We start from the raw sequence: 15,258 nt of genomic DNA, 5'->3' as shown, positions 1-15,258 counted from the left end.
TGGCAGGTTTCACCTCAATCCTAACAACTTAAGACTCTGGCTTTCTACCGAGTAATTACAAACATCGAATCATCGTAGGGCGGGTGAAACCCGCGTATTTTTCAGCATCGCTCGCGGGTTTCACCCGCCCTACGAATGATGAAATGCTTGCAAGCGAGTCGCAATGACAAACAGCCGCGAAAACCCACAGGTCTTCGCGGCTGTTTTATTTAGTACCACGGTGCGTAACGCCTCTGGCGCTTTGCACCCTATAAACGCTAGCTACGCATCAAATGATCAAATGCACCAAGAGAAGCTTTTGCACCATCACCCATCGCAATCACAATTTGCTTGAATGGCACGGTGGTCACGTCCCCCGCTGCAAACACGCCAGCTAAAGAAGTTTGGCCGCGGTTATCCACTTCAATCTCGCCGTGTTTACTTAAATCCAGCGTGCCTTTTAGCCAATCAGTATTGGGCAGCAAGCCAATTTGCACAAAAATCCCTGCTAAGTCGACCTGATGCGATTCACCGGTTTGACGATCGGTATATTGCAAGCCACTGACTTTTTGCCCATCGCCCAATACTGATGTGGTTTGGGCTTGTTTAATCACCACCACATTCGGCAGGCTATAGAGTTTTTTCTGCAATACGGCATCGGCGCGCAGCTCTGCGCCAAACTCCAGCAGGGTAACGTGTTCCACAATCCCGGCCAGATCAATCGCGGCTTCTACGCCAGAATTACCCCCGCCCACTACTGCAATGCGTTTACCTTTAAACAACGGGCCATCGCAATGCGGGCAGTAAGCCACACCCCGGCCACGATATTCTTTTTCGCCAGGCACATTCATTTCGCGCCAGCGCGCACCGGTCGCAATAATCACCGATTTGCTTTTTAAGGTAGCACCACTAGCAAGGCGAATCTGGCTGATACCGTTTTCATCGAGGCTGAGCGATTCGGCACGTTGCAGATTCATAATATCGACATCGTATTGCTTTACATGCTGCTCCAGCGCCGTTACCAGCTTAGGCCCTTCGGTTTCTTGCACCGAAATAAAGTTTTCAATACTCATAGTATCGAGCACCTGCCCACCAAAGCGCTCGGCCACTACGCCGGTACGAATTCCTTTACGCGCCGCATACACCGCTGCCGCCGCTCCTGCTGGCCCGCCGCCTATCACCAGTAAATCAAATTGATCCTTGCCCGAAATCACTTCCGCCTGACGCTCTACCGAGCCGGTATCGAGCTTGGCAACGATTTCCTCAATCCCCATCCGGCCTTGGCCAAAAGCTTCGCCATTCAGATACACCGAAGGCACGGCCATAATTTGCCTTGCGTTCACTTCATCCTGATACAGCGCACCATCGATCATCACATGGCTGATTTTTGGGTTAAGCACCGCCATTAAATTAAGCGATTGCACTACTTCCGGGCAATTCTGGCAAGTCAGGGAAATAAAGGTTTCAAAACGCAGCTCACCCGGCAAGGCCTTAATTTGCTCAATCAGCGCCGCTTCAATCTTGGGCGGATGCCCACCGACTTGCAGCAGGCCCAGCACCAGGGAAGTAAACTCATGCCCCATCGGAATCCCGGCAAAACGCACACGAGCTTCCTCGCCGACACGGGCAATACCAAATGAAGGTTTCAACTCAGCATCGTCAAAGCGCAGAGTGATTTTGTCTGATAGCTCGGTGATTTCTTGCAACAGGCTTTTCATTTCTAGCGCGCTGCTGCTTTCATCTACGGAGGCAATCAGCTCAATCGGGAATTGCAGTTTTTCTAAATAGGCAGCAAGTTGAGATTTAATATTGGATTCAAGCATGATGAATTCTCCGGAGTAGTTCTTATTGAAAAAGCGCTTTGCGCATGTTTAGAAAGTGCTTTTGCAATAAAAGCGATAGTCGTAGGGCAAGTTACACCCGCCCTACGCATTTAATTAATTAAATCTTGCCAACTAAATCAAGCGACGGTGCCAGTGTTTCTGCTCCTGGCTGCCATTTAGCAGGGCAAACTTCGCCTGGGTGCTTGGCAATATATTGAGCGGCTTGCACTTTGCGCATTAGCTCAGCAGCAGAGCGGCCAATACCGTTATCGTGAATTTCGCACAGCTTGATCTGGCCTTCCGGGTTGATCAGGAAAGTGCCGCGCAGTGCTAGGCCTTCTTCTTCGATCATCACATCAAAATTGCGAGTCAGCGTGCCGGTAGGGTCTGCCAGCATCGGGTAGTTGATCTTTTTGATCGTATCCGATGTATCGTGCCAAGCCTTGTGGGTGAACTGGGTATCGGTAGAAACCGAGTAAACCTCTACGCCCATTTTCTGGAATTCCGGGTAAAAATCAGCCAGATCGCCTAATTCGGTAGGGCAAACAAAAGTGAAATCAGCTGGGTAGAAGAACACAATCGACCACTTGCCTTTTAGATCCGCTTCGCTTACTGAAGTGAATTTACCTGCATGGAATGCGTTTACTTTGAATGGTTTAATTTCGCTATTAATCAAAGACATGGTGTAGCTCCTAAGTAGAGAAAGTGTTGTTTGTGAAGCAGTGAAGTCATCTTAAGCCCCCGCCTCTCTCAGGTCTAATTGATAGTTTTAATCTTGCGCATTGATATTTACTATAAACAAAAACTATTACATAGGCATGCCGAATACTCACGCCTAAATTTGTGATTGACTCGATTTGAAACGGATGGGATGAAGTCAGAGAGGGAGTGAACTACTCTGCGCCATCCCCGAATGGTTTTATCGGGGATCCAGCAGAGCCACTGGATTCCCGACAGAAGCACTCGGGAATGACAATCTTATTGAATATGCCCTTTCGGGGTTTATTTCGAGCCCTATCCTTCAGGCGAAAATACTCAGATGACAAATAAGTAGTCTTTATTGATTAAGCTGCCAGCGCGCCGTCAGGATAGGGATGCGCTTTCTTTGCTCCATGCAATCAAAATCGCCCTCTTGATAATCGCGGCAAATCCATGGTCTTTGCTCATAAATCGTACACATCATGCTGCGGCGATCGAGCGCCGCGCACCAACCATCCTCCAGCCTATGCATAATCTCGCCACCCCAAGCATCTTGCTCGACATACTCCGGCGGCACATCATCATCCCCGGCAATCAGCATGACTTCCAGCTGGCAACAACAGGCTTTACAAGTACTACAGGATACGGCGGAAGACATAAAGTTACTCGATTGTTCTGTGTTTTACAGGGATTGCATCATTTGTAGGGCGGGTGAAACCCCATACGTGCTAACCAATTAGTTTTGCTGTAGCAATCAACGAAAAAATGTACTAACCACGCTCTCTGCATGGGGCTTAAGAACCCCCTTGAAGCACGCCGAAGCGAGGAACAAGCGGGCGGGGTTTCGCGAGGACTGTCTGAGCGAAGCGAGTTCCGCAGCCGCCGCTCGATTGTCCGCAGCGAGGGGTTTCGTGCTGGTCGGGGCGGCCTTCTTTGCTTACTTTCTTGGCCGTTCAGAAATCAAATACTTCGCGGGGATACCGCACCTAAATCAACGTGCCGAAGGCACTAAAAAGGTCTTTTTCACTTTGCTTAGCGCACATGGGGAAAACCTGCCAAGTTCAACATTTCACATCAAAATCCAGCGAGGTCCCGCCCTACAAAATCATCAACACCTCATAGCTCCTTCACCACCCACTTCAGCCCATTGTCTTCCGGGTGAGTTTGAATAGTGAAACCGAGGTGTTTCATAAAGGCCAGCATGGTTTTATTGCTGGTGAGCACTTCGCCTTCGATAATCGATAAACCCATATCGCGGGCAGCGGTGAAGAGGGCTTCCATCAGGCGATTGCCAAGGCCTTTACCCTGCCACGCATCGTCGATCACTACGGCGAATTCGCAGCTGTCTTTATCGGGGTTGGCAGTATAACGGGCTACGCCGATAATTTGCTCGCCTTGGCCTGCCTGCACCGTGGCGGCAATGGCCATTTCTCTTGCGTAATCGAGATGAGTAAAGCGCGCCAGCAGGCTTTGCGGCAGGGATTTAAGCACGCTCATATAGCGGTTATAGCGCGTCTCATCCGATAGGCGGCTGACAAACTGAATCAACAATTCGGCGTCTTCCGGCCGAATCGGGCGCAAGATCATGGGCATGCCTGTTTTAAGCTGGGTGAGCTGCATCAGATGCGATGGATAGGGATGAATCGCCATATGCGCGTAGCGGCGGGCTTTGGGGTCCACAGCTGCCACAATAATGCTAGCATCCACCGCAATCACGCCGTTTTCATCGCTGATTAAGGGGTTGATATCCAGCTGCTGAATCTGCGGTAATTCGCAGACCATTTCAGACACGCGCAGCAGCACATTTTTAACCGCCTCGATATTCACTGCAGGCTGGTTTCTGAAAGGAGCCAGCATTTTTTTAATCCGCGTGCGACGGATTAAATGCTCTGCCAGATAATCATTTAAAGGCGGTAGCGATACGGCAATATCGTTGAAGACTTCTACCGCAATCCCACCCGCACCAAAGCTAATCACCGGGCCAAAAGCCGAATCGTTGACAACCCCGACCATCAGCTCACGGGCGTGTTTTTTGCCATGCATGGGTTGCACCGTCAGGCCGCGCACACGCTCAATACCCAGCTTATCGTGGGCACGACTGAGCATTTTATTGGCCTCGCTCGCTACCGCAATCAAGCTGTTTAAATTAAGTGCCACACCATCGATATCGGTTTTGTGCATTAAATCGATGGCATCCACTTTCAGCACCACCGGCAGGCCCATGCCCATGGCGGCGTTCACCGCATCGTCAGCACTATTGGCCCGCACCGTCATGGCCACAGGAATATGAAACGCCCTTAAAATCGCTTTTGATTCAATTTCATCCAGCAAACTACGGCCATCGGCCAGCACTTTATCGATCACCATGTGCGCCGTTTCCATATCCGGCGCTTCCCACTCACCCAACGGTGGAGGCGTTTGCAATAAGAGCTGCTGATTGTGCTGCCACGCCGCTAAAGAATAAAACACTTCTACTGCGTGCTCTGGTGCAGAAAAGCTTGCACATCCTGCTTTATTAAGTAGCTTGCGGCTGGCATCGACTTTTTTACCACCTATCCACGCCATCAACAGGGGTTTGTCGCTGGTTTTCTTAAGCGCAATCATCGCCTCCGCAGTGCGCAAATGATCGGTGCCTGCTTGCGGGGTAAACACCACCAAGACCCCATCGATATTTGGATCTGCCAATACAGCTTCAACCACCAGTTTAAATCGCTCGGGCGAGGCGTCCCCCAAGATATCTACCGGATTATTGCGGCTAGCTTGCGCAGGCAGATTTTTAGCCAGCCAAGCCACGGTGCCAGGGGCCAGCTCAGGTAACAGCACGTGTAAATCACGCGCCCTATCTACCGCCATCATCCCTGCGCCAATGCCATTGGTGACCACAGCCAAGCGGCGGCCCTTGGTTTTAAACGTGCCATTTAATACTTTTGCAGCGGTAAACAGCTGATTAATCGAACGCAGACGCAGCACACCAGCGCGTTTGAGCGCGGCATCAAATACATCATCACGGCCAATTAAACGCTCGGAATGGGTGCGGCCATGTGCGGCAGAGACATCGTTATAACGACCTACTTTCAGCGCCATCACCGGCTTGGAACGCGCCGCAGCCCGCACTGCCGACATAAAGGTGCGCGCCTCTTGCAAATCTTCGATATACAGCAAAATGCTCTGGGTTTTAGGGTCTGCCACAAGGTAATCGAGCACCTCTCCCACATCCACATCCACTGCCGAGCCTAAAGACACCACAGAAGAAAAGCCCACATCGTGCGATTCGGCCCAATCTAAAATCGCCGAGGTAATCGATGATGATTGCGATACCAAGGCCATGCTGCCATTTTTAAGCTTGCCCTGATAATTGCCCGCCATTAATTTAGAGCTAACGCGGCAGAGGCCAAATACCGTTGGCCCCATAATCCGTATGCCGTAATGCCGCGCCCTATCCATGATCTTATCGAGCTGCGTCTGGCTCTTTTTATCTGTCCCCACAAAATCACAAGACATAATCACAACGGCTTTAACGCCTTTTTTGCCGCATTCTTCAATTAAATCGACCAAAGTTTTAGCAGGCGTTGTGATAATTACCAAATCCACCACCATCGGCACTTTGGCTAGCGTTTTAAATGCATTAATTCCCAATACCTGATCACGATGCAAATTAACGGGGAATAATTTCCCCGTATAGCCGCCATCCAGTAAATTGGCAAACACCGTGCTGCCCACCGCGCCAGGCGTTTCAGAAGCACCAATCACCGCCACCGAGCGGGGGTCAAACAGAGGGGAAAGATAATGTGGTTTCATGGCTGACAAATCATAAAGGATTGCTGCGTAGTTTATACCGCCCAAGTGTTTATTGCTGTGTAAGGAAGTACTTACGCAAAATTCCCCTGCTACGTTGTGGCTCCTTACCGTATTACCCATGCGGTCTGTATTAGAACGCCTTGCTGGAAAACTTTTGTATCAGCACTTAAGTTCAGAGATAGGCGGAGCAAAATACCTGCAAGCAATGATGCATGCCACAGCCGCAAGCCTTATAATTGCCGCCGTTCTCAATTGAAACTATGGAATCATCCAATGGACATCAGCAAAATTGCCGCAGGCAAAGATTTACCAAACGATTTCAATGTCATTATCGAAATTCCTGCTAATGCACCACCGATCAAATATGAATTCGATAAAGCATCGGGCGCGATCATCGTCGATCGTTTTGTTGGCACATCGATGTCCTACCCAATGAACTACGGCTTTGTGCCGCACACCCTGTCGCTGGATGGCGATCCTGTGGATGTGCTGGTTCACACACCTTTCCCATTGCTGCCAGGTATGGTTATCAAATGCCGCGCGATTGGTGTATTGGGCATGGAAGACGAAGCAGGTATGGATGCAAAAGTGATTGCCGTACCCGTAGAAAAAGTATGTGCCATGTACGCACATATTCAAAAACTAGAAGACCTGCCAGAACTGCTGTTGGCTCAAGTAAAACACTACTTCGAGCACTATAAAGACTTAGAAAAAGGCAAGTGGGTGAAGATTACAGGTTGGGGCGACAAAGCCGCAGCCCACGCAGAGATTATGGAAAGCTACGATCGCGCGCAGAAGTAATTAAATACTCGGCACCCTGCCGGTAGATACGCAAGATAAAACGCGGGTTTCACCCGCCCTACAAGATAATTGATCTTAAAGGGTGGGTGGGGCCCGCGTTTTTTATTGTGATTTGAGATTAAAGAACCCAAACCCTGAACCACAGAGAACACGGAGTTTCACGGAGAAAAACAGGGGTTGAATTAAGCTATTTTGTAGGTTTTGCTTAGGGTTTTAGTATTTTAAAACACAGCAATCAGGGTTCATATTACGGCTCGTGGCACGGGGCTTAAATCACCCCTGAAGCACGCCGAAACGAGGAACAAGCGGGGCGGGGTTTCGGCGAGGATGTCTGAGCGAAGCGAGTCCCACAGCCGCCGACTCGATTGTCCGCAGTGAGGGGCCTTCGTGCTGTTCGGGGCGGCTTTCTTTGCTTACTTTTTTGGCCGTTCAAGAAAGTGAGTCCCTCGCGGGGGACTCCCGCACCTAAACCAACGTGCCGAAGGCACTAAAAATGAACTACGCCCCCAAATGATCCGCATGAAAACGTAAATGCGTTTCAATAAAGCTGGCGATAAAGTAATAGCTATGGTCGTAGCCGGGCTGGATATTTAAGGTAAACGGCCATTGGCGAGTCCTTGCAATTTTCTCTAAAGCATTTGGCTGCAATTGCTGCGGTATAAAGCTGTCCTGATCGCCCTGATCAATCAGTAGCGGCAGCATCTGCGTGGCGTGCTGCATTAAATGGCAGCTGTCATATGCCAGCCATGTGCTTCTATCATCCCCCAGATATTCGCTAAACGCCGTTTCACCCCAGGGCACTTGAGAGGGGTTCACGATCGGCGCAAAAGCCGAAGCGGAGAGATAGGCCTGCGGGTTTCTCAAGGCAATCATCAAAGCGCCATGCCCACCCATCGAATGTCCGCTGATGGACTTGCGATTAGTCACCGGAAAATGCGCCTCAATTAAAGCAGGCAATTCGCTGACGATATAATCGTACATCTGATAATGCCGCTGCCACGGCGCCTCGGTGGCATTCACATAAAAACCTGCCCCCTGCCCCAGATCATAACGTCCCGCATCAGCCACATCGCTACCGCGCGGGCTGGTATCCGGCATCACTAAAGCAATCCCCAGCTCTGCCGCTACCCGCTGTGCCCCTGCTTTAGTGGCAAAGTTTTCGTCATTGCAGGTCAGGCCGGACAACCAATAAACCACCGGCACCTTGCCACCCTGCGCCGTTTGCGGCGGCAAATACACCGCAAACGTCATCTCGCACGAAGTGCTGCTGGCCTGATGCTTGTACCGCTTATGCCAGCCACCAAAACTGCGGTTACTGCTGATGAGTTCTAGGGACATAACTATCCTTTAGATGTCAAAAAGCTAAATATCTGTAGACAAAAAAACCTTAAAACAGATCTGTAGACACAGAGAGCACGAAGAAAAACACCAAGAAAACCATTGAGGAAAAACTCAAAATTCATTCTGATTTACAAGATTTGTCGCGAGCCTTGCTAGAGTGCTAAACCTTGAAACACAGAGTAAAACGAGGACACAGAGTTCACAGAGAAAGCCTTCTAATCGTTGCTTCCCTCAGTGGAACTCTGTGCTCTCTGTGTTCTCTGTGGTTCGAGATTTCACTCCCTTGGCTTTAAGAGCTAAAGCATCTTTATCATCAGAAAATTCATTCGTTTTTCTCTGTGTGCTCCGTGTTCTTACCGCTCTCTGTGTCTACAGAACTTAGGGGGTTTTCCGCGGATCAAACCTTAAAAATGAATCACCGAGCGGATTGATTTGCCTTCGTGCATTAACTCAAAGGCGGTATTGATTTCTTCCAGCGGCATAGTGTGGGTAATGAAATCAGACAGGGCAAATTCGCCTTTCATATAGCGATCGACAAAGCTTGGCAGCTCGCTGCGGCCACGCACGCCGCCAAAGGCTGAGCCGCGCCATACACGGCCGGTAACCAGCTGAAACGGCCGGGTAGAAATCTCCTCCCCTGCTCCTGCCACGCCAATAATCACCGATTCACCCCAGCCCTTATGGCAGCATTCCAAGGCTGAGCGCATCACATTGACATTGCCGATGCATTCAAAAGAGAAATCCACGCCGCCATCGGTCATTTCTACGATCACATCCTGAATCGACTTTTCAAAGTCCTTAGGATTGATCACATCGGTCGCACCCAGCTGCTTGGCGAGTTCAAACTTACTGGTATTGATATCGATACCAATAATCCGGCTGGCCCTAGCCATACGTGCACCAATCACCGCCGACAGGCCGATCCCGCCCAAGCCAAAAATCGCCACGGTGTCGCCTGCTTTTACCTTGGCGGTATTCATTACCGCACCCATACCCGTCGTCACGCCGCAGCCCAGCAGACAGACTTCTTCTAAAGGCGCTTCTTTATTGATTTTTGCCAGCGAGATTTCTGGCAGCACGGTGTATTCAGAGAATGTAGACGTGCCCATATAGTGATAAATGGGCTGGCCATCTTTATAAAAACGCGTGGTGCCATCCGGCATCACACCACGGCCTTGGGTGGCTCGAATTTTTTGGCACAGATTGGTTTTGCCCGATAAGCAAAACTTACATTCGCCGCATTCTGGGGTGTAAAGCGGTATCACATGATCGCCAATCGCAACGCTAGTCACACCCTCGCCAATCGCCTCCACCACGCCCGCGCCCTCATGCCCCAGCACCACAGGGAAAATCCCTTCCGAATCCTTGCCCGATAAAGTGTAAGCATCGGTATGGCAAACCCCACTTGCCACGATACGCACCAACACCTCGCCTTTTTGCGGCGGCATCAGATCAAGCTCTTCAATCACCAAAGGCTGATTAGGCCCCCAAGCAACAGCAGCACGTGTTTTAAGCATCTTCATGACGAATCCTTGCGTTTTGATTACCACCATTTTAACCATTACCCAATTAAAGATAATTAGCCTAATAAGAAAGATATTGTTACTGGTGTGTAATAATTAATACGCTGGGGACGCCATCAAGCGAAAAAACCCAAATCTTGAACCACGGAGGACACAGAGAACACAGAGAACACAGAGAACACAGAGAACACAGAGAACACAGAGAACACAGAGAACACAGAGAACACAGAGAACACAGAGAACACAGAGTTTCACGGAGAAAAATAGGTTTTGAATTACGATATTTGAATAGGTTTTAAATGTTTTCAAACCCAGCTAACTAACTTTTTATCGCTGCTCGTGGCATGGGGCTTAAATCCCCCTTGAAGCCGCGACACGAGGAATAAGCGGATCGGGGTTTCGGAAAAGGGGTAGCGGGCTTGCTCCCGAGCAGCCTTTTTCGCCGAACCGATTATCCGCAGTGAGGGGCCTTCGTGCTTTTGGAGTTGCGGCTTGGCTTCGTTTCTTGGCCGCGCAAGAAAGGAAGGTCCAGCGGGACGCCCGCACCTAAATCAATGTGCCGCAGGCACTAAAAATAGTTTTTGGACTTAAGTTAAACCGAGAATCAAACCATGCAATGGCAAGGAATCGTTGAGTTTATCAGCGTAGCTGAAACGCAAAGCTTTACGCTGGCGGCGCAAAAGCTGGAGATGTCGGTGGCGCAGGTTAGCCGCCAAGTCAGCGCACTGGAGCAGCGCCTTGCCGCGCGTTTATTGCACCGCACCACGCGTAAAGTCAGCCTTACCGAGCAAGGCCAGCTCTATTATCAATATTGCCGCCCGCTACTCGATGGCCTGCACGAGGCCGAGCTGGCGCTGCTGCAAACACAAGATAAGCCAGTAGGTAAATTACGCATCACCGCGCCGGTTTACTATGGCGAAACCGTGGTGGCACCCATCTTGCACCAATACCTGATTGATTTTCCCCAGCTAAATGCTGAATTACTACTAGATAACCGCAAGGCCGATCTGGTGGCCGATCATATCGACTTAGCGATTCGGCTAGGGCCGATGGATGAATCGTCCCTAATGGTGACGCAGCTAGGCAGCCGTATTCACCATGTTTGCGCCTCACCGCAGTATTTAGATCAATACGGCACCCCGCATACGCTGGCCGAGCTAAAGCAACACCAGTGTTTGATTGGCGCGGTGAATATGTGGCGATTTAAGGAAGGCATGCAGCACCGCGAAATATCCGTTAACGGGCGCTTGCGCTGCAATAGCGGCAGCAGCCTAGTACAGGCGGCTTTAAAAGGATTGGGGCTGGTGCAATTGCCGGATTATTACGTCGATACTTATTTACAAAGCGGCCAACTGATTAGCGTGCTCGAGCCCTTTGCGCTCACAGACGGCATCTGGGCCATCGCGCCCCGCAGCCGCTTTATTCCGCCCAAAGTCAGCCGCTTTATTGAATACTTGAAAGCGGCTTTATTGGCGGAATAAATAAAAAAGTGGGGGAATGCAGGTGTTACACCATTCGTAGGGCGGGTGAAACCCGCGAGCAATGTTGGATAAATACGCGGGTTTCAGTCCATACGCGCTAAACAAGGTCAAAAAGATCTTTTTAGTGCCTTCGGCACGTTGATTTAGGTGCGGGCGTCCCGCTGGACCTTCCTTTCTTGCGCGGCCAAGAAACGAAGCCAAAGAAGGCCACCCCGACCAGCACGAAAGCCCCTCATCTGCGGACAATCGAGCGGCGGCTGCGGAACTCGCTTCGCTCAAACAGTCCTCGCCGAAACCCCGCCCGCTTGTTCCTCGCTTCGGCGTGCTTCAAGGGGATTTTTAAGCCCCATGCAGAGAGCGTGTCATTATTTTTTTTCGCTGCTTACTAGGACTAAAGAAAAATGGTTAGCACATATGGGGTTTCACGCCCTACATAAAAGCACAGCCTAGCCTCCCGCCCGCTTCACAACCCAGCCTCTAGGCTTTAAGAATTCCAGCACCACATCGCAATGGTCCCCTTGCACTTCGATCACGCCATCTTTGACTGTGCCACCTGATCCACACCGAGTTCGCAGCTGCTTAGCCAGCACGGCTAATTCATCGTCATCCAGCGGCACGCCTTTGATCAGCGTAACGCCCTTACCCTTGCGGCCCTTGGTTTCTCTGGAAACGCGCACCACACCATCACCCGCCGGGCGCGGCTGTTTTTTGCAAATGCAGGCGTCTTTGGGCTGGCTGCAATCTGGGCACATCGTGCCGTGTTCGGTGGAATAAACAAGGCTACCTAAAGCGTTTTTCATCATGATATTTTTTTAAGGGTAGAAACTGGACAGCGGCAGTCTAAGCCATTCCAGAATATTTTATGAAGAAAAAATGACTTATTTGCGTGTAAGGCGTTGACAAGCCGCCAGATGGATCGTATTATTCGGGCCTCTGTGGGGGGGTTACCCCAGCGGTCAACGGGTCCGGACTGTAAATCCGGCGGCTTAGCCTTCGAAGGTTCGAATCCTTCCCCCCCCACCAGAAACCAAAATCAACAGGCGCTCAGCCTGTTTTTTTTCGTCTGTATATCTCAGAATATTGATATTGCACGCAGGCACAGCGCCACTCCTAGCGCGGATGCTTACCCCATAGACGTCAAAAAAATTGTTTTTTTATTAGCAAACAGCAAAAAAACGTAATAACCACATTCTCCGCGTAGGGCTTTAAAATCCCATTGAAACACGCAAGCTCCGAACAAGCGGGGCGGGGTTTCGGCCAGGGAGCGAGGCAGCGAGCCAATCCCGCCCGCCGCCGACTCGCTTGTCCGCAGCGTAAGGGCCTTCGTGGTTTTGTGTTTGCGGTTTTGCTTCCTTTCTTGGCCGTTCAAGAAAGGGAGTCCCCTGCGGGGATACCGCACCAAAATCAACGTGCCGAAGGCACTCAAAAGGTCTTTTAAATTTAGTTGGCATCAAGCTCAACTCCTCAAGACCTGCCCCACGCCGCTCTTTCATTAATAAACTGATAGTAGCGCAGCAGCATAATCTGGCCGCGCTTATCCAAGAGCGGCACAGGCACAGGGCCAAAGGTGGCGGAGCGTCTTACGATCTGCAAGGCCGCCGCATCCAAGGCCGGGTTACCCGATGATTGCTCTAAAGTCAGCGATGCAATATTGCCATCGCCATTAAGCACCAGCCTAAACTGCAAAGTGCCAAACATCGAGCGGCCATATTCATCTTTAGGAAAATTCATTTGCCCGATTCGCTCTACCTTCTTGCGAATTTGCGGCTCCCAGATATTAAACAGCGCTTGTGTATCCACACTTTGCTGCGCGCGCGTTGCGCCGTTTTCCTGCTGATCTTCTTCTCTAGGCTTTAAATCAGCGTAACGAGTAATAAGCTCCGCAGGCTGTTTGCTTGGCTTGCCCGCCAATGCTTCACCCAAATCATCAATCACCACTTCTTTGCTAGGCACGGCTTTAGTCGCAACCTGGCTGGCTGGGCGTGCAGGCACCGAGTAATCTTTTTTCACCGGCACTTTAGGCGGCACTTTTGTCATTACCGGTGGCGGAGTAGGAATAGGCGTGGGTTCGGGCGTGGGCTTTGGGGCAGGAGCAGGCTTGGGCTGCAATTGCAGCTGAATCTCCTGGCTACCCGACTGCTTTGGCAATGCCTTCGGCGCGGCGGCGGGCAGCAACAAAAATAAGAGATGCACAAGGATAGAAGCCGCTAAGCCGTACCACAGCCAGGACGAATGTCTTTGAGAATCGTGTGATACGGCAATATTCATAGCGCTCGGATAGAAAACTGTGCGAGGCATTCTACATAAGGCACAGCCTGTATGGCAGTAAACTTCTTTCATTCGCCACGCGTGCTGCCATTAATACCTAAATGGCTTAAGTTTCAATTCATATTCATGGCTTCAAATACCGCTATCCAAATAGCGAATCAACCATCATGAAACCACTTCCCCTACTCTTACTGATCAGCACCCTGCTCTACAGCCTGTGCAGCTACTTTCAAAACGGCATCCCCGCTAGCTATTGGGATTGGCGGCATGAATTAGTGCTGCTGAGCGGCGTGCAACTGATGACCGTCATGTCTGCCGCCATGCTGCTAGCCACTCGCCCAGCTTGGCTGGAAAAAACACTAAGCGGCTTAGATAAAATGTACGGCCTACACAAGCAGCTGGGTATTGCAGCAGGCATTTTACTGGCAACGCACTGGCTGATTAAATTATCCCCCAAGCTAATCATAGCGATGGAATGGGCCGCCCCGCGCATCAAGCGCAGCGGTGGCATCAAAGACCCACTAGTCTCCTTTGCCAAAGATGTCGGTGAATGGGCTGCCTGGGCCGTGCTGGCGATGGTGATCTTAGCGCTGCTACGCGCCGTGCCTTACCGCTTTTGGCGCAAAGTGCATAAGCTCTTTGCCCCGCTATTTTTAATGGGCGCGTTTCACGGCCTGATCCTTATGCCAAGAACCATGTGGCTGACGCCTGTGGGTGCACTCCTGGCGGCGCTACTCATTAGCGGATCGATCTGTGCGATCTACTCACTACTCGGCAAAATTGGAAAAAGCCGCCAAGTGAATGGCCATATCAGCCAGATCACCCCATTGCCCGCCAATCAGCTAGAAGTGATTTGCCAAATGGATAGCAACTGGCCCAGCCACCAAGCTGGGCAATTTGCCCTAGTCAGCTTTAATCAAAGCGAAGGCGCTCACCCCTACACCATCGCCTCGGCCCCGCGCCAAAATGGCGAGCTGCGCTTTATCATCAAAGCGCTAGGCGATTACACCCGCACGCTGGCCCAAGATTTAAAAGTAGGAGGAAAAGTAAAAGTAGAAGGCCCTTACGGCTGCTTTGATGGCGAGGCCAATAGCCCACGCCAAGCATGGATTGCAGGCGGCATCGGCGTTACGCCTTTTTTAGCTTGGCTAGAAAGCCCGGATTTTAAAGGCCAGCAAATCGACTTTTACTACTGCGTAAAAAGCGCCAAAGACGCCGCCCGCTTGACAGAAATCCAAGCCGCCTGCCACGCCAAAAACCTGCGCCTGCACCTAATAGAAAGCGACACTGGCCAGCGCCTCAATATCGCCGTAATCAACGCCGAAACACTAGACGATATCTGGTACTGCGGCCCACAAAGCCTAGGCAAAGCCATCAGCCAACACCTCGCAAAAATGAGCAATCCACCGCGGTTTCACCACGAAGTATTTGCCATGCGCTAAGCTAAAAACCCGCTAGGGAAAAATATTAGCGGGTTTTACTGTAACAAAAACAATCTACAGAGCATATAAACGATTAATTAAATTATTTAAATATAAACAATAA

The 15,258-nt window shown here is 50.6% G+C and carries 11 protein-coding genes and 1 tRNA gene; 4 read left to right on the top strand and 8 right to left on the bottom strand.

Features of this window, described 5'->3' with window-relative positions:
- Nucleotides 1–257 precede the first annotated feature (257 nt).
- The 4 genes from ahpF to VN23_RS00780 all read right to left on the bottom strand — a co-directional run bounded on the left by ahpF (nucleotide 258) and on the right by VN23_RS00780 (nucleotide 6,299).
- Nucleotides 258–1,802 (bottom strand): alkyl hydroperoxide reductase subunit F, encoded by a 1,545-nt coding sequence (gene ahpF, locus VN23_RS00795; protein WP_046350970.1) that lies wholly within the window; start codon nucleotides 1,800–1,802, stop codon nucleotides 258–260.
- Between the two features lie 118 nt (nucleotides 1,803–1,920).
- Nucleotides 1,921–2,484, bottom strand: a complete 564-nt coding sequence (gene ahpC / locus VN23_RS00790; RefSeq protein WP_046350969.1) for an alkyl hydroperoxide reductase subunit C — start codon at nucleotides 2,482–2,484, stop codon at nucleotides 1,921–1,923.
- A gap of 375 nt (nucleotides 2,485–2,859) precedes the next feature.
- Nucleotides 2,860–3,159, bottom strand: coding sequence for a YkgJ family cysteine cluster protein (locus VN23_RS00785; RefSeq protein ID WP_046350968.1), 300 nt, complete (start codon nucleotides 3,157–3,159; stop codon nucleotides 2,860–2,862).
- A 458-nt stretch (nucleotides 3,160–3,617) separates the two neighbouring features.
- Nucleotides 3,618–6,299, bottom strand: coding sequence for a bifunctional acetate--CoA ligase family protein/GNAT family N-acetyltransferase (locus VN23_RS00780; RefSeq protein WP_046350967.1), 2,682 nt, complete (start codon nucleotides 6,297–6,299; stop codon nucleotides 3,618–3,620).
- A 273-nt stretch (nucleotides 6,300–6,572) separates the two neighbouring features.
- Here VN23_RS00780 and ppa point away from each other — a divergent pair, with 273 nt between their 5' ends.
- Entirely contained in the window at nucleotides 6,573–7,100 is a 528-nt protein-coding gene (gene ppa, locus VN23_RS00775; protein ID WP_046350966.1) for an inorganic diphosphatase, read from the top strand.
- Nucleotides 7,101–7,598: 498 nt separating this feature from the next.
- Here the strand turns inward: ppa and fghA are convergent, their stop codons facing one another.
- Together fghA and VN23_RS00765 are read right to left on the bottom strand one after the other, a co-directional pair.
- Nucleotides 7,599–8,438 (bottom strand): S-formylglutathione hydrolase, encoded by an 840-nt coding sequence (gene fghA / locus VN23_RS00770; protein WP_046350965.1) that lies wholly within the window; start codon nucleotides 8,436–8,438, stop codon nucleotides 7,599–7,601.
- A gap of 407 nt (nucleotides 8,439–8,845) precedes the next feature.
- A complete protein-coding gene (locus VN23_RS00765) occupies nucleotides 8,846–9,958 on the bottom strand; it encodes an S-(hydroxymethyl)glutathione dehydrogenase/class III alcohol dehydrogenase (protein WP_231743393.1) in 1,113 nt (370 codons plus the stop codon).
- 617 nt (nucleotides 9,959–10,575) lie between these two features.
- Here VN23_RS00765 and VN23_RS00760 point away from each other — a divergent pair.
- Nucleotides 10,576–11,445 carry a LysR family transcriptional regulator gene (locus VN23_RS00760; RefSeq protein ID WP_046350963.1) on the top strand — a complete coding sequence of 290 codons (870 nt, stop codon included), beginning with the start codon at nucleotides 10,576–10,578 and terminating at the stop codon, nucleotides 11,443–11,445.
- 446 nt (nucleotides 11,446–11,891) lie between these two features.
- Here VN23_RS00760 and VN23_RS00755 read toward each other — a convergent pair whose 3' ends face one another.
- Nucleotides 11,892–12,248, bottom strand: a complete 357-nt coding sequence (locus VN23_RS00755; RefSeq protein WP_046350962.1) for a translation initiation factor Sui1 — start codon at nucleotides 12,246–12,248, stop codon at nucleotides 11,892–11,894.
- Nucleotides 12,249–12,382: 134 nt separating this feature from the next.
- Between VN23_RS00755 and VN23_RS00750 the strand changes: the two genes are divergently transcribed.
- Nucleotides 12,383–12,468 (top strand) — tRNA-Tyr (locus VN23_RS00750).
- A 441-nt stretch (nucleotides 12,469–12,909) separates the two neighbouring features.
- On the opposite strand, the gene VN23_RS00745 is transcribed toward VN23_RS00750, so the two are convergent.
- Nucleotides 12,910–13,713: an energy transducer TonB gene (locus VN23_RS00745; RefSeq protein ID WP_156455088.1), complete on the bottom strand. Its 804-nt coding sequence runs from the start codon at nucleotides 13,711–13,713 to the stop codon at nucleotides 12,910–12,912.
- A 167-nt stretch (nucleotides 13,714–13,880) separates the two neighbouring features.
- Between VN23_RS00745 and VN23_RS00740 the strand changes: the two genes are divergently transcribed.
- Nucleotides 13,881–15,155 carry a ferredoxin reductase family protein gene (locus tag VN23_RS00740; protein WP_052746479.1) on the top strand — a complete coding sequence of 425 codons (1,275 nt, stop codon included), beginning with the start codon at nucleotides 13,881–13,883 and terminating at the stop codon, nucleotides 15,153–15,155.
- Nucleotides 15,156–15,258: the final 103 nt, after the last annotated feature.

Origin of the sequence: Janthinobacterium sp. B9-8 (assembly GCF_000969645.2) — a bacterium.
In the GTDB taxonomy this organism is placed as follows: domain Bacteria; phylum Pseudomonadota; class Gammaproteobacteria; order Burkholderiales; family Chitinibacteraceae; genus Iodobacter.
The sequence above is the reverse complement of the archived record's forward strand: the minus strand, read 5'-3'. Positions and strand labels throughout refer to the sequence as shown.